The organism is Bradyrhizobium sp. 26S5 (assembly GCF_036923295.1).
In the GTDB taxonomy this organism is placed as follows: domain Bacteria; phylum Pseudomonadota; class Alphaproteobacteria; order Rhizobiales; family Xanthobacteraceae; genus Bradyrhizobium; species Bradyrhizobium septentrionale.
Genome location: NZ_CP145948.1, coordinates 8,170,116 through 8,182,909 on the forward strand (window position 1 = coordinate 8,170,116; position 12,794 = coordinate 8,182,909).

Genomic DNA, 12,794 nt, shown 5'->3' on the forward strand with positions numbered 1-12,794 from the left:
TATCATAGCTGATTCAGGCGCCATTTTCCACGCAGAACGGCCTTTGTGGCGTACCGCAACGGAGATGAGGTTGATGATCTGCCGCGCCGGCATCCGGAACCACACCGAGCCCCGCGGCGTTATCCCGCCGACACCGGAGGGATTAAGCGATGCGGACGTTTTTCGGCATGATTTTGGGTGCGCTGCTGCTGGTTTGCGGCGTCTATGTCTACGATTCGATGCGGACGTCGAGCGTGGCCAATGGTGATGTCGCGCGGGACACGCGCACCATCGTCAATTGGGACGTCGCGGCGCATGACTGGAACCTGTTGAAGGAGCGCGCCCGCGAGCAGTGGACCAAGGTCGCCGAGAAGTAACGGTCGGTTTCAAGCCGAGACAAAAGCAAATGGCCTCTCCGGCGCCGGAGAGGCCGTGATTGTTTCTAGCGAACGTCTTACCGGATGAGGCGTTACAAGTTCTTCTCGTTGTTGCGGCCCATATTGGCCTTGCGGGCGTCGGCGATCACCTGCTCGAACTGATCCATGCTGAGCACACCCGGCACACGATATTTGCCGACGATGAACGAGGGCGTGCCGTTGAAGCCGAACGCCAGCGCCTGCTCGTTGTTGCGCGCCAGGATCGCGTCGATCGCCTTGGCGTTGGCGTCGAGATCCTTCTTGAGCCGGTCCATGTCGAGGCCGGCGCCCGAGAGCAATTCGGCGATGCGCGGCTCGGTGATGCGCGAATTGACCGAGATCATCGCTTCATGCGCGGCCTCGAACTTGTCCTGGTATTTTGCCGCCAGCGCCATCCGCGACGCGACTTTGGAGACCGGCCCGAGGATCGGCCAGTCCTTCAGCACGAGGCGGACCTTGCCGTCGTCCTGCACCACCTGACGCAGCTCCGGCGCGAGCTTGCGGCAATACGGGCAGTTGTAGTCGAACCATTCGACGATGGTGATGTCGCCCTTGGGGTTGCCGATCACCGGGATTTCCGGATCGCGCAGCACCTGGGCCTCGGTCAGGACGTTATCGTCCTCGGCGCGCGCGCCGCCTGCGGCCAGCAGCGCGATGCCGGCACCGAGCAGGCCGAGCGCGCCGCGGCGGGTCGCGCCGGCGTTGGTCAGAAGCGATTTCGTCAGATGGTTCATGGCTAGCTTTCGCAAGGGCACTTCGCCCTTCTACGTTCAGGACACATTGATGTTACGCAGCAGCATATAGATCGCCACCACGATAATCACAGTCGCAAACACAATATTGAGCGCGCCGCGCCGTTCCGACAGGTGCCGGGCGCTGCGTGTGCCCATCAGGCCGCCTGCGACGCCGCCGGCGACGAATAGCCCCGCCAGCCCCCACGACACCAGCCCGGACCACGCATAGCTCAACGCCGTGGTCATGCCGAAGGCGGTAACGGCGACCAGCGAGGAACTGACCGCGTTCATGATCGGCATGCCGGTCGCCAGCATCAGGGCCGGCACGATCAGGAAGCCGCCGCCGATGCCGAAGAAGCCGGACATGGTTCCGGTCGCAAGCCCGAGGCCGATGATCGCGGGCATGTTGGACATCGACATCTTGACGTCGGTCACCCCGACCCGCGCGCGGGTCTTCAGCATCAGGCCCGCAATCGCCAGCATCACCAGCGAGAACAGCGCGAGCAGCTTCTGCCCCTCCAGCATCTTGCCGAGGATCGAGCCGCCGAAGGCCCCGCAAATGCCTGACAGCGCGAACACCAGCGCGCAGGACCAGATCACGGTGCCGCCGCGGGCGTGGTTGGAGAGGTTGATCGCGGCATTGGCCGCGACCGCGATCGCCGAGGTGCCGATTGCGACATGCGGCTCGGGCACGCCGACCAGATAGACCATCAGCGGCACGGCAAGGATCGACCCGCCGCCGCCGACCAGGCCCAGCGAAAAGCCGACCAGCATGCCCGATGCCAGCCCAAGCACGCTTTGAGTTGCGGAAAACACCAAGGGGAACAGACTCACGTTTGAGGCCGCGACCCTAGAAGGATTTGCTGCAGAACGCCATACCAACAGCACAAAACTGCCCTGCAGCCGGAGTCAGCGCACCAGATAGGTCACGGCGAGCGGCACCAGCAGCGAGGTGACCAGCGCGTTCAGGCTCATCGCGATCCCGGCAAACACGCCGGCAACCTCGTCGACCTGGAAGGCGCGTGCGGTGCCGATGCCATGGGCGGCGATGCCGGCGGCAAAGCCGCGGCCGCGGAAGTCGGTGATCCCGGTGAAGTTCATCAGCGGCGTGACGATGATCGCCCCCATGATGCCGGTGAGGATCACCGACACCGCCGTCAGCGACGGATCGGCATGCAGGGATTCGCTGATTCCCATCGCGACGCCGGCGGTCACCGATTTCGGCGCCAGCGACAGGATGATGTCGCGCGGCAGCCCGAACGCCTGCGCCAGCAGCACCACCGAGACGATCGCGGTGAGCGAGCCGACCGCGAGCGCAACCAGCATCGGCAGGATCGCAGCCGCGACCCGCCTGCGGTTCTCATAGAGCGGCACGGCCAGCGCGACCGTCGCAGGTCCGAGCAGGAAGTGCACGAACTGCGCGCCGGCAAAATAGGTGGTGTAGGAGGTTTTCGTCACGAGCAGGAATGCGCCGATGATCCACAGCGAATGCAGCACGGGATTGGCGAGCGGATGCCGCCTTGTCTTCAGCGACACCGCATCGGTTGCGGCATAGGTCAGCAGCGTCACTGTCAGCCAGAGCAGCGGCGACTGCGAGAGATAGACCCAGAGCGAGAACGGATTATCGCTCACGGCCTGTCCTCCTCGCGCGGAAGCAGACTGCTCGCCGCAACGAAGGTGGCGACCGTCGCCAGCAGCGTCACGATGACCGAAACCGCGAGGATCACCAGGATCGCGATGCCGTGCTCGGCGAGCAGATCCAGCTTCTGCACCACGCCGACGCCGGCCGGTATGAACAGCAGCGAAAGATTGGCCAGCATGGCGCGGCTCGCGCTCTCGACACCGTCATCGCCGAGCGGCCCGCGCGCCAGCGCCGGAAAGCGGTCGCGCGCCAAGAGCAGCAACAGCAGGAGCACCAGCCCGACCACCGGCCCCGGCACCGGTACGCCAAGCGCCCGCACGCCGACCTCGCCGACCAGCTGACAGAGCAGGATCAGGCTGAGGCTGGCGATCATGACAAGACGCTCACGTGAAGCATCCGCGTATCAGGTCGTTGTGGCGGGAGCTTGTCAATGCGACGATCTCGGGAGGATGCGCAGATGCTGGGCACGACGGCTTCACAGTCCCGTCATCCCCGCGCAACGGCTTCGCTGTTGTCGCTGGACGTGCGCGCTCTTGCGCGCTTCGAAGGATGCACGGCCACCCGGGCCGTCGATGCTTCGAGACGCCGCTACGCGGCTCCTCAGCATGACGGGGATAGATTGCTCGTCACAATCTATTGCGCGCGCCGCTGCAGCGCCATCAGCGTGCCGCTCATGGTCGCGATCAGCGTTTCGACGCCGTCCTGTACTGCATAGGCGCGGCCGTCGCAGACGGTCAGCGTCCGGCCGGGCTTGACCACGACGCCGCGGAACACGAACCGCTCGCCGCGCGCCGGTGCCAAGAGATTGGTCTTGAACTCCACGGTGAGGATGTCGGCGCCTTCAGCCATCAGCGTGAAGGCGGCGATCCCGCAGGCATTGTCGAGCCCCGCCGTGATGATGCCGGCATGCACAAAGCCGTTCTGCTGGCAGAACTCCGGCGCATAGGGCATTGCGAGAACGACCTCGCCGGGCTCGATGCGCGCGATCGAGATGCCGAGCGTCTGCATCGCGCGCTGGCGCGCGAATGTCGCGGTCGCGACCGCGCGATAGTCGGGATTCTTCGGTACGAAACGCGGCATGGCGGTCACGCGATCACAGGTTCTGACGGCACGAGGTGCGGCATCGCGGCGTAGCGGATCGCCGGCGCGAACGGCACCGACTTGCGCGCCGCGCGGTCGATATGCACGGCCGCGACCTCACAGGTCGCGGCGACCTCGCCGGTCTCCGCGTTGCGCATCTCATGCAGGAAGCGGATCGACTTGTCGCGGAATTCGACCAGCCGGCTCTTGACCTCGATGATATCGCCGGCGAGCAGCTCGCGCTTGTAGGAGATGGTCTGTTGCACGGCGGCCATGCCGCAGCCGGATTCGCGGAGATAGGTCGGCGTCAGCCCGATCCGCGCGAACATGTTCCAGTTCGCCTCGTCGAACTTGCCGACATACCACATCACGTTCATGTGGCCGATGTGGTCACAGTGCCACGGATAGACCGTGCCGCGGTAGGTCGCCTCGCCCTCCATCGTACGCCTCCTCGATTTGTGATACGGTAGCGTATCAGGGACAAAGCGGGCTAGCAATACGGTACCGTATCAAAGCATGATCCGGAAAAGTGCGAAGCGGTTTTCCCTCGCGACAAACGCAACGCGTTTGCGCGGAGATCATGCTCAAACAAGAGATTAGTGCGCGATGACGCTCCCATCGCACATGAGGGTGCGCGGAGATCACATGACTGAAAGCAAGGGCGACGTCTGGGTCGCGGCCGGCTTTGCCGAACTCGCCCATACCGGCGTCGACGGCGTGCGGGTCGAGGTGCTGGCCAAGAATCTCGGCGTCACCAAAGGCGGCTTCTACCGCCGCTTCAGAGACCGCGCCGCGCTGCTCGAGGCCATGCTGACGCGCTGGCGCGACGGCCGCATCGCCGCGATCGAAAAGCAGACCGCGCTCGACGGTGCGAGCGCGCGCGAGCGGCTGAAGGCGATCATCACGCTCTATTCGGAGCGCATGAACACCGAGGCGATGGCGGTCGAGCTCGCGATCCGGCAATGGGCGCGCACCGACGAGGCCGCGGCCACTGCCGCCGCGAGCGTCGATGCCGCGCGGCTGAAGAATGTCGGCCAGCTCTATCGCGCCACCGGGCTGCCGGCCGAGGAGGCCGATGCGCAGGCCTTCCTGTTCTACTGCTTCATCTTCGGCCAGAGCCTGCTGTTTCTCGACCGCGGCCCGCGCAAGCGCGCGCAACTGCTGGCGCAGTCGGCGGACAAGCTGCTGGCGGAAGGCCAATAGAGCTCGCGCCCAAAGAAAAGCGGCCGGCTCGCGCCGGCCGCTCATCAAACTCGCTTCGGCTGACTCAGGCGCCCTTCAGGCGCTTGTTGCATTCGCTGTAATAGCCGCCGCCCTTCTGGATCCACTTCAGGCCGCCATTGCCGCCCGTGGTCTTGTTGGCGTTGTACTGGTCGACGCAGGTATGCATGCGTCCCTTGCCTTCGGACTCCTTGGCATATTTGGGATCGATGGCGTTCGGAAACACGGCGGGCCCTGCCGGCAGCGCCGGGGCTGCGGCCGGAGCGGCTTCCTTCTTGGCCTCCTTCGGCGCGGCCGGAGGGGGCGCAGCTGCAGCAGGCGGCGGAGCGGCGGGCGCCGCGGCCGGGGTCGCGTCGGCGCCGCATTGAGCCTTGCGGAAATCATTCCACTTCTGGCCGGCGAGGGTGCCGGCTGTCTTGGCCGCCTGGTACTTGGCGCTGCATTCCTGCGCGGTCAGGGCCTGCGCCGGTGCGCTCGCCGCAAAGGCTGCAAAGCCCGACACCGCAATCACACACAACAATCTGGTTTGAATGGTCATCCCTGGTCTCCCTTTGGGGGGCATTGGCATAAGACCATTATCCTAGCGCAACCCGGACTTGCGACAACGCGCGGACGCGCCTCCCCCTCAAAATATTGTGGCGGCGGGACCGCCGCACGTTCATCCACGGTTCAGCATCGCCGCGCAACGTTTCGGCCTCCTTTCCTCACGAGGTGCCTTCATGACGAAGATTTCCACGTTCGCGACCGCAACCGCCCTTGCCTCCCTGCTGCTGATGGGCGGCGCCTTCGCGCAAACTGCTGCGCCTGCCGCCAAGGACGCCGCTCCGAAGGCGGACACCAAGGCGCCGAAGGAAGCCAAGCCGCGCACCGCCGAGTCCCTGGAATGCTCGAAGCAGGCCGACGCCAAGGGCCTGCATGGCAAGGAGCGCAAGAAATTCCGCTCCGAGTGCAAGAAGGCGGGCGGTGCTGCCGCTGCGCCCGCGGCGACGAAGTAACGCTGAGGCATCTTTGATGCCCTTCACCCTCCCCCGCGGGGGAGGGTGAAAATCTGTGCGCCAGGCGAGTCGCCAGCGTTTTCCGGCGCAATGCTGCAATCGCGAGATGCATTTGTCCCGTGGTTGCGAATTTGCCATAAGGCGGCGTGACCCTGATCCGCGCTTCGATGGCAACGGCCATTCCCGACCGCAGCAAAGTTCTGAACGGGCTCGAGACACTCGTCATCGGCGCTGGCGGCGGCTTGCTGTTTTTGTGGGCAGAATTGCCGGGCGGCCTGATCTCGGGGGCGATGGCCGCGGTTGCGATCGCCGCGCTGATGGGGCGGCCGCTCGCGGTGCCGCCGGTGCTGACGCAGTCGGTGCTGCTGCTGCTCGGCATTTCGCTGGGCTCGCTGATGTCGCAGCAATTGCTGCAGCATATGAGCTCCTATCCGCTCACCATCGGCCTGCTGGCGCTGGCCACGTTCTGCTCGACCTTCGGCTCGAGCCTGTATCTGCAGCGCGTCCACGGCTGGGACCAGACCTCGGCCTTCCTCGCCGGCAGCCCCGGCGCGCTGTCGCAGATCACGATCCTGGCCGCGGAAAAGGGCGCCGACGTCGCGGCGATTGCCGTGGTGCAGACCATGCGCGTGATCATCCTGACCGCGGCGCTGCCGCTGGTGCTGGCGCTGACCGGGGTGACGCACGGCGCGCCGCCGGCATTGCCGACCTCGGTCGCCTCACCATTCGGCCTCATCGCCCTGATCGCCGGGTCGATCGGCGTTTCACTACTGCTGCGCTGGGTGAAATTCCCGGCGAGCTGGATGTTCGGCGCGATGCTCGCCTCCAGCCTGCTGCATGGCTCTGGGCTGGTCGATGGCGGCCTGCCGCCGTGGATCCGCAACGTCGCGCTGGTCGGCATCGGCGCGCTGATCGGCACCCGCTTCGCGCGGATGAAGACCTCGACCCTGCTGAGCCACGTCAATGCCGGACTCGGCTCGTTCGCGATCGCGATTCTGATCTCCGCCGTGTTCGTCGCGGTGATCGGCTTCACCACCCATGTGCGGCTCTCCGACGTCGTGGTCGCCTTCGCGCCCGGCGCGATGGATGCGATGCTGGCGCTGGCGCTGACGCTGCACATCGACCCGATCTTCGTCGGCGCGCACCATCTGTCGCGCTTCCTGTTCGTCACCATCTCGACGCCGGGCATCATCCATCTGTTCGGACGGCCGCAGGACGACGTCGACGATTAGGTTCAAAGCGTCGATTGGACCAACGCGTGGGATGGGTAGAGCCAATCCCGATCATGCCTCGGCCGTCGACTGGTTCGGCTGATCGCGGAACGATCGCGCCAACGCCGTCAGCTCCGCGGGATCGAACCACAGCTCTTCGTCCCGGTCGGTGTGCAGTTTCGCAACCGCTGCAGCGCGCCACAAGGGCCCGGTGATCCGGGCATAGACCGAATCGGGCTGTGCTTCGTTCCATTCCTCGAGCCGCTCCCTGGCGACTGCGCGCCACAACGCGGTCAGCCGGCAGCTCGCGCCATGTATCTCGGCGATCGCGTATCTCGGGCGCTGCTCGCTCATCAACGTGGCGATGAGGTTGCGCCGGCTCTTGAGACGCATCAGCGTCTCATTGGCCAACAGCAACAGCTCAACGGGGACGCGGCGCACGATGATCAGCATAGGCTCGTCTGTTGCGCAAAGTCGGGGACTGTGACGGCGGGATACACCTTGGAACACCTGACATGCATCAGGGCCTTCGCACAGGGAAGCCGCTATCTTTGCTTCCGGAAATCGATGCTGCGCAGGACGATCCCGGGCGGCGCTCCCTCGAATTCCTTCGCCTGGTACTTGCCGTCGGCGCAGGCTTCGATGCGCTCGCGCAGGCGCATGAACTGGGTCTCGCGGTGGCCCGCGCGCCCGAGCGCCCCACCTTCCAATTCATCCATGGCGGAGGTCGAGATCGCGCAATGGATCTCCTTCTGGTCGTCATGCATCGAAAACAGCACGACCATCCTGTCGTACTCGTAGCTGATGAAGCGACCCTGCCTAAGCGTCATGTGACCGGTTCCTTCAAAGCCGCGCAGTGGTCCTGGCTCATCGCGGCTCGGTGAGCCGGACAAAATCCTCGAGAATTGCCGTCACCAGATCGCGATGCCTTGTGTCCTCCGGAGGCAGGCTGGCTGCGTACAGATTCAGGACGTAGCGCGCCTTGGCGGCGACCTCCGGCCACGACGTCGCGGGTGCTGCCAGCAGGCCGGTTTCCAGCGCGGCCTGCCGTTCCCGCAGATCCCTCGCGTGGGTCTCGATTTCCGCCAGCGCGCGACGAATATCTGTGGCCTTCTGCGCCGCCATGCCGCGGTGGCGATCGAGGTCGAGCGGCTCGTCAGTCATGGGATGCGCTTGCGTCGATACGCTGGGCGTTCGCGAGATCGACCGAGCCGATCGACACCATCTCCGTAGCCAGTCCGCGCGAGCCCTGTGCCGGGACGATGATCATCGTGGCGACACGGCGGAACGCCGCGAACGAGAGCCCCTCGATCGCCTCTTCGTCGGTAATGACCTCATAGGCGCCTGCGGGCAATTCACGATCGATGCCTCTGATCCGGAATGGATGCCGGAAGGTGACGACTTCACGTTGTGAGCGGATGGTCATGGGCCAGCCTTTGCGAAACGTTTTGCGGCGGTGCGGCCCCGCGGCCAGCATGCGCCGCTTCGGCCGCAATAGCCACAGCTTTCTGGGCTTTTTGGGCTTTCCTGGCTCTATTGCCGAGACCGGAACGACGCCCCGCTTGCCCTTTGCATGCTGTGCGTCGTTGCCGCAGCACTGCCGGACACTTTCGCGCTCGCTATTTGGGGGACATCGGCCTACGCTCGACGATCATCGCGTGTCCCACGGCATCGGCCGGTGACTGAGGGCCGCGCGCTCTATCGCCGCAATGAACAGGAAGCATCTCTTGCGGCAATTTCAGCTGGCCGAATGGGTCGTGGCATCCATCGTCGTTGCGCTGTTGCCTGCTTTGGTGTGATCGCAGCGGCTCTCCTCCACACCTAACGCGTTTTCGCGAAGCCGCCATTGCTTCGCGCAGGCAAATCCACATCGACGTCAGAGCCTGCCGCCACGGCCAAGCTTTGGCGGATCGATCCGATCCTCTCGAGAAGCACAATGGAGACCGTCATGTCCAAAGGCGAGCGACGCAGCAACCGGGAAGCCAAGAAGCCCAAGAAGGAGAAGGTCAAGGTGATCGCCGCGGCTCCCAGCCTGAAGGGCGGCGGACAACCGAGCTTCGCACCGGGAAAGAAGAAATAGGTCGGTTGAGTCGGGCCTGTTCTGTCAGGCCTTCACGTCAGACCTTGGCCGCCTTCGCTACGCCCCAGCCGGCGATCGCGGCCATCAGCAGCGAGATCAGCACGTTGTAGCCGGCAAGCGAGATGCCGAGGAAGCGCCACTGCACCTCATCGCAGCGGATCACCTTGACCTTGTCGAGCTGGTCCAGCAGCGAGCCGGCCTTGCCGAAATCCACCAGCGGTCCGGTGCAATCGGTCGGCCCCGGCCAAAAACCCCATTCGACGCCGGCGTGATAGGCGCCGAGCCCGGCATTGGCGAGCGCGGCGAGGCCGAGGATCACGAGCCCTGCAAGCAGCAGCCACCGCGGCGCACCGCGGGCGGCAGCCAACGCGACCACGGCGCCGAGCGGGAGCGCGAGGTAATAGGCATAGCGCTGCTCAAGGCAGAGCGGACAGGGCATGATCTCCAGCACCAGCTGGAAGAACCAGGCGCCGGCCAGCGTCGCCGCCGCAATCACGGCAATCGCCAGGGCCGAGCTCAGCGCCGGATTGCCGGTGGCGGAAGCATGCGACGGATGGGCAGTGGCGGTCGTCACGGCATTCCTCCTGCGAGCATCGTCAGGGCGGGTCATAGCTCTGCCCATGCTCAATCCGGGTCGTATCGCGCGAAAATACCGCTGTCGAGGCGCAGGACAATCACATCCGCGCGGGTTGACCGTGACGGGCCGGCCGCTATAGTCCGCCGCGCTTCGCGACCCCCCGGCCGTTTCCCGGCCTGGAGCTGGCGAATGCCCCTGTGGCGGAACTGGTAGACGCGCTCGACTCAAAATCGAGTTCCGCAAGGAGTGCTGGTTCGATTCCGGCCAGGGGCACCAACTAGGCTGTTCAAGCCCGTTCCAAAGTGTCCGCAACCGTCCGCGCAGTGCTTGGAAACCCTTGAACAATAGGCACTTCTGCGTACATTCTTGTTCGTCACTGTTTGTTCTCCTCCGATCCCAGCCGACCGATTTGTTGGTATTTTTGCTGGTATCGTGTTGGTATCGGGAGAACAAACGTTCACGGCGACTTTCGCTTTTCCGAATGAAGGAATTGAGCAGATGGCCGGCAAGAACGACGGCGCATGCGCCAATCCCAAGCAGATCAGGACCGACGTCGACTGCCGCGCCGCCCGACCGAAATTCGACCATGGCGCGTGGAGCCCCGCTAAGATTTCCGACGTGACCGGCGGTGGCCTCTATCTCTTCGTCACGCCGGACCAGAGCCGGCCCGGCAACGCTGCTTCCAAGCTCTGGCGGATCGGCTACCGCTTCCACAGCCGTCAGAAAACCTACTCCATCGGCCCTTACGGCAACGGCAAGGATGGCACGTTCTCGCTCGCCGATGCGCGGCGCGAGCGCGATAAGGCGAAGGATCTGCTCAAGGAAGGCAAAGACCCGAGCACCGAGAAGCAGCTCGACAAGCACAGGCAGGCGGCAGTCCGGCCTTTCGAGCAATGGGCCGACGAGTGGCTCGCGAAGAAGAAAGTGGAGAAAGTCAGACGCGGCAGGATCGTCGCGGTGCGCGACCCTAAGACCATCGAGGTGCTCGAGCTGCGCGTCGCCTACGTCAAGGCTCGTTTCGGCAAGCTGTGCAGGAAGGACATCAAGCGTCCGGACGTGCTCGCTTTCATGCGTTCATACGAAGCCGAAGGAAAGCTGGAAACCCGCGACCGCGTGCGCAGCATCGGTGAGCAAATCTGCGACTATGCCGATATCGAAGGCGACGGCTACAATCCATTCCGCAACCTGAATGGGCAGATGATTGCCAACATTTCGACGCCGCGTCCCGGCGTCACGGAACCACGCGACGTGACGCGCGTGTTCAAGCTCATCAGCGCACCGTGGACGAGAGCGAGGTTTAGTGACGTTGTTGGCCTTGCCTTGCGCTTCGATGCGCTGACCATTCCCCGCCCCGGCATGGTCAATGAAATGGAGTGGAGCGAGGTAGATTGGGATGACGAACGCTGGACTATTCCAGCCGCCAAGATGAAGACCGGTTGGGACCACGTCGTGCCTTTGTCACGGCAGGCACTCGCAATCCTGCGCAGCGTTCAGAAGCTGACCGGCCATCGCCGGTACACGTTTTCCTGCTCGAAGGACGCGCCCCTATCAAACAACACGCTCAACAAGCGCTTGCGGCTGCTTGGCATTGACACCAAGACTGATCATTGTGCCCACGGATTCCGGACCACCTTCTCGACCCTGTCTCACCACGAAGAGATCAAGGACGCCAAGGCATGGGATGGCGATGTCGTCGAGCTGCAGCTCGCGCATCTCGATAACTCTACTGTGGAAGGTCTCTACAAGAAGCACGGACCGCTCGCGCTGATCGGCTCGCGCACGAAGCTGATGCAGCATTGGGCTGATCGGGTCGACCAATGGCTCGATCCCAAGAAGGTGATGCCGATCAAGTCGCGTAACTAACGGCAACGGCCTTTGTCGCACCCCTCATCTGTTTTGCTGTCGATTCGAACGATCGGATACAAGGGAGAACGGTGCTTCGGCGGAGAGAGTGTCAGTCAATCCCCGTTGATATGTATGACATTTCTGAGAAGCCGTTGGCCCGCGCCGCAGCGGTCACGGTAAGGAGCGGGCCTCCTTTGACGAGGAGCTTGCGGACCAACCACATGCGTTTCGATCGCAAATGTTGATGCAGGCTAACGCCACAGACGTGCTGCACGGCGGTCTGGAGCGTACAAACGGAAACGCCCAGCGTCAGCGCGAGGTTAGCGCTGTAGAGGTTGGCCTCTCCGACCGTGGCCACCAGCTCATCCAGGCGTTCAACCAGCTTCCGATGCCGGTCGAGCGAGCCCGGAGGCGCCCGCTTGACACTGTCCTCGACCAGGGCGCTGTCGAGCCCGGCGACAAGCGTTTCCTGCAGCCTTCCGCTCAACAGCTCGAATTCCCTGAGATCCGTGCAGTTGGAAGCCAGGCAAAACATGTCCAGAATTACCGATCGTATCGCCAGCATCTTCACCGGCGCCAGCCGGAACAGCTCGATTCCCTTGTCGAAGTCGGCCCACCCGCGATTGCTCATGTCGGAGCTGAAGCGCAGCATGAGATAGGTGTTTGCATGCCGTTCGACGACATCGACAGGCGCCCGGCCGCGAATGACGCCGATCGTGGAACCGCCGACCTCGGTCCCGTTCATCGTTGCGTGGAAGGCCAGAGGAATGACGACCCCACCCCCGCGATTTGCTCCGAGATCTCCCTCCATGCGCCGGGCGAAAGATCGCTGCAGCACGAGAAGGCAGTCGGGAAGCGCCAGAATGCTCCGCGAAGCCGAGATGGGCGACGAATCCAGCGGCGTACTTCTCATTCCGCCAATAACATCGTTGGGACGGAATTCGTCGAAACTGCTGAAGCGCTCGATACGCAGCACCGGCGATGGATCGAGCCAGCGGACGGGCATCGTAACCT

19 protein-coding genes and 1 tRNA gene are annotated in these 12,794 nt (G+C 64.1%); 7 read left to right on the top strand and 13 right to left on the bottom strand.

Annotation, left to right across the window (positions count from 1 at the left end; genetic code table 11):
- Window positions 1-149 precede the first annotated feature (149 nt).
- Entirely contained in the window at window positions 150-356 is a 207-nt protein-coding gene (locus V5279_RS38630) for a hypothetical protein (protein ID WP_166298993.1), read from the top strand.
- Between the two features lie 92 nt (window positions 357-448).
- Here the strand turns inward: V5279_RS38630 and V5279_RS38635 are convergent, their stop codons facing one another.
- The 6 genes from V5279_RS38635 to V5279_RS38660 all read right to left on the bottom strand — a co-directional run bounded on the left by V5279_RS38635 (window position 449) and on the right by V5279_RS38660 (window position 4,291).
- Window positions 449-1,129, bottom strand: a complete 681-nt coding sequence (locus V5279_RS38635) for a DsbA family protein (protein WP_338692136.1) — start codon at window positions 1,127-1,129, stop codon at window positions 449-451.
- 36 nt (window positions 1,130-1,165) lie between these two features.
- A complete protein-coding gene (locus V5279_RS38640) occupies window positions 1,166-1,945 on the bottom strand; it encodes a sulfite exporter TauE/SafE family protein (RefSeq protein WP_166307445.1) in 780 nt (259 codons plus the stop codon).
- 93 nt (window positions 1,946-2,038) lie between these two features.
- On the bottom strand, window positions 2,039-2,761 hold the full coding sequence (locus V5279_RS38645; protein WP_166298995.1) for an LrgB family protein: 723 nt from the start codon (window positions 2,759-2,761) through the stop codon (window positions 2,039-2,041).
- Window positions 2,758-3,144 carry a CidA/LrgA family protein gene (locus V5279_RS38650; RefSeq protein ID WP_338692137.1) on the bottom strand — a complete coding sequence of 129 codons (387 nt, stop codon included), beginning with the start codon at window positions 3,142-3,144 and terminating at the stop codon, window positions 2,758-2,760. Before V5279_RS38650 ends, V5279_RS38645 begins: the two co-directional genes overlap by 4 nt.
- A 260-nt stretch (window positions 3,145-3,404) precedes the next feature.
- The gene (locus V5279_RS38655; RefSeq protein WP_338692138.1) at window positions 3,405-3,851 is read right to left on the bottom strand and encodes a PaaI family thioesterase; all 447 of its coding nucleotides are present in this window, start codon (window positions 3,849-3,851) and stop codon (window positions 3,405-3,407) included.
- A 5-nt stretch (window positions 3,852-3,856) separates the two neighbouring features.
- Window positions 3,857-4,291 carry a thioesterase family protein gene (locus V5279_RS38660; RefSeq protein WP_338692139.1) on the bottom strand — a complete coding sequence of 145 codons (435 nt, stop codon included), beginning with the start codon at window positions 4,289-4,291 and terminating at the stop codon, window positions 3,857-3,859.
- A 205-nt stretch (window positions 4,292-4,496) separates the two neighbouring features.
- On the opposite strand from V5279_RS38660, the gene V5279_RS38665 reads away from it, so the two are divergent.
- The gene (locus tag V5279_RS38665) at window positions 4,497-5,054 is read left to right on the top strand and encodes a TetR/AcrR family transcriptional regulator (RefSeq protein WP_338692140.1); all 558 of its coding nucleotides are present in this window, start codon (window positions 4,497-4,499) and stop codon (window positions 5,052-5,054) included.
- A 64-nt stretch (window positions 5,055-5,118) separates the two neighbouring features.
- Here the strand turns inward: V5279_RS38665 and V5279_RS38670 are convergent, their stop codons facing one another.
- Entirely contained in the window at window positions 5,119-5,610 is a 492-nt protein-coding gene (locus V5279_RS38670; protein ID WP_166210739.1) for a hypothetical protein, read from the bottom strand.
- 181 nt (window positions 5,611-5,791) lie between these two features.
- Here V5279_RS38670 and V5279_RS38675 point away from each other — a divergent pair, with 181 nt between their 5' ends.
- On the top strand, window positions 5,792-6,067 hold the full coding sequence (locus tag V5279_RS38675; protein ID WP_029077629.1) for a PsiF family protein: 276 nt from the start codon (window positions 5,792-5,794) through the stop codon (window positions 6,065-6,067).
- A 146-nt stretch (window positions 6,068-6,213) separates the two neighbouring features.
- A complete protein-coding gene (locus V5279_RS38680; RefSeq protein WP_414645649.1) occupies window positions 6,214-7,299 on the top strand; it encodes an AbrB family transcriptional regulator in 1,086 nt (361 codons plus the stop codon).
- Between the two features lie 51 nt (window positions 7,300-7,350).
- On the opposite strand, the gene V5279_RS38685 is transcribed toward V5279_RS38680, so the two are convergent.
- The 4 genes from V5279_RS38685 to V5279_RS38700 all read right to left on the bottom strand — a co-directional run bounded on the left by V5279_RS38685 (window position 7,351) and on the right by V5279_RS38700 (window position 8,704).
- Window positions 7,351-7,731, bottom strand: coding sequence for a hypothetical protein (locus V5279_RS38685; RefSeq protein ID WP_338692141.1), 381 nt, complete (start codon window positions 7,729-7,731; stop codon window positions 7,351-7,353).
- A gap of 92 nt (window positions 7,732-7,823) precedes the next feature.
- Window positions 7,824-8,108 (bottom strand): DUF1488 family protein, encoded by a 285-nt coding sequence (locus V5279_RS38690; RefSeq protein ID WP_029077632.1) that lies wholly within the window; start codon window positions 8,106-8,108, stop codon window positions 7,824-7,826.
- Window positions 8,109-8,145: 37 nt separating this feature from the next.
- A complete protein-coding gene (locus tag V5279_RS38695) occupies window positions 8,146-8,442 on the bottom strand; it encodes a hypothetical protein (protein ID WP_029077633.1) in 297 nt (98 codons plus the stop codon).
- Entirely contained in the window at window positions 8,435-8,704 is a 270-nt protein-coding gene (locus V5279_RS38700; RefSeq protein ID WP_166307451.1) for a hypothetical protein, read from the bottom strand. Before V5279_RS38700 ends, V5279_RS38695 begins: the two co-directional genes overlap by 8 nt.
- A gap of 522 nt (window positions 8,705-9,226) precedes the next feature.
- Here V5279_RS38700 and V5279_RS38705 point away from each other — a divergent pair.
- The gene (locus tag V5279_RS38705) at window positions 9,227-9,358 is read left to right on the top strand and encodes a hypothetical protein (protein ID WP_256434592.1); all 132 of its coding nucleotides are present in this window, start codon (window positions 9,227-9,229) and stop codon (window positions 9,356-9,358) included.
- Between the two features lie 37 nt (window positions 9,359-9,395).
- Here the strand turns inward: V5279_RS38705 and V5279_RS38710 are convergent, their stop codons facing one another.
- Window positions 9,396-9,968 carry a disulfide bond formation protein B gene (locus V5279_RS38710; protein ID WP_338692142.1) on the bottom strand — a complete coding sequence of 191 codons (573 nt, stop codon included), beginning with the start codon at window positions 9,966-9,968 and terminating at the stop codon, window positions 9,396-9,398.
- Window positions 9,969-10,126: 158 nt separating this feature from the next.
- Between V5279_RS38710 and V5279_RS38715 the strand changes: the two genes are divergently transcribed.
- Together V5279_RS38715 and V5279_RS38720 are read left to right on the top strand one after the other, a co-directional pair.
- Window positions 10,127-10,211 (top strand) — tRNA-Leu (locus tag V5279_RS38715).
- A gap of 90 nt (window positions 10,212-10,301) precedes the next feature.
- Window positions 10,302-11,798, top strand: a complete 1,497-nt coding sequence (locus V5279_RS38720; protein WP_338692143.1) for a tyrosine-type recombinase/integrase — start codon at window positions 10,302-10,304, stop codon at window positions 11,796-11,798.
- Window positions 11,799-11,889: 91 nt separating this feature from the next.
- Here V5279_RS38720 and V5279_RS38725 read toward each other — a convergent pair whose 3' ends face one another.
- Window positions 11,890-12,786: a helix-turn-helix domain-containing protein gene (locus V5279_RS38725; protein WP_338692144.1), complete on the bottom strand. Its 897-nt coding sequence runs from the start codon at window positions 12,784-12,786 to the stop codon at window positions 11,890-11,892.
- Between the last annotated feature and the right edge of the window lie 8 nt (window positions 12,787-12,794).

Bases quoted from the DNA above. Each gene is read 5' to 3' on its own strand.
- V5279_RS38630 (WP_166298993.1), top strand. From the start codon at position 150: ATGCGGACGTTTTTCGGCATGATTTTGGGTGCGCTGCTGCTGGTTTGC.
- V5279_RS38635 (WP_338692136.1), bottom strand. From the start codon at position 1,129: ATGAACCATCTGACGAAATCGCTTCTGACCAACGCCGGCGCGACCCGC.
- V5279_RS38650 (WP_338692137.1), bottom strand. From the start codon at position 3,144: ATGATCGCCAGCCTCAGCCTGATCCTGCTCTGTCAGCTGGTCGGCGAG.
- V5279_RS38655 (WP_338692138.1), bottom strand. From the start codon at position 3,851: ATGCCGCGTTTCGTACCGAAGAATCCCGACTATCGCGCGGTCGCGACC.
- V5279_RS38660 (WP_338692139.1), bottom strand. From the start codon at position 4,291: ATGGAGGGCGAGGCGACCTACCGCGGCACGGTCTATCCGTGGCACTGT.
- V5279_RS38665 (WP_338692140.1), top strand. From the start codon at position 4,497: ATGACTGAAAGCAAGGGCGACGTCTGGGTCGCGGCCGGCTTTGCCGAA.
- V5279_RS38670 (WP_166210739.1), bottom strand. From the start codon at position 5,610: ATGACCATTCAAACCAGATTGTTGTGTGTGATTGCGGTGTCGGGCTTT.
- V5279_RS38675 (WP_029077629.1), top strand. From the start codon at position 5,792: ATGACGAAGATTTCCACGTTCGCGACCGCAACCGCCCTTGCCTCCCTG.
- V5279_RS38685 (WP_338692141.1), bottom strand. From the start codon at position 7,731: ATGCTGATCATCGTGCGCCGCGTCCCCGTTGAGCTGTTGCTGTTGGCC.
- V5279_RS38690 (WP_029077632.1), bottom strand. From the start codon at position 8,108: ATGACGCTTAGGCAGGGTCGCTTCATCAGCTACGAGTACGACAGGATG.
- V5279_RS38695 (WP_029077633.1), bottom strand. From the start codon at position 8,442: ATGACTGACGAGCCGCTCGACCTCGATCGCCACCGCGGCATGGCGGCG.
- V5279_RS38700 (WP_166307451.1), bottom strand. From the start codon at position 8,704: ATGACCATCCGCTCACAACGTGAAGTCGTCACCTTCCGGCATCCATTC.
- V5279_RS38705 (WP_256434592.1), top strand. From the start codon at position 9,227: ATGTCCAAAGGCGAGCGACGCAGCAACCGGGAAGCCAAGAAGCCCAAG.
- V5279_RS38710 (WP_338692142.1), bottom strand. From the start codon at position 9,968: ATGACCCGCCCTGACGATGCTCGCAGGAGGAATGCCGTGACGACCGCC.
- V5279_RS38725 (WP_338692144.1), bottom strand. From the start codon at position 12,786: ATGCCCGTCCGCTGGCTCGATCCATCGCCGGTGCTGCGTATCGAGCGC.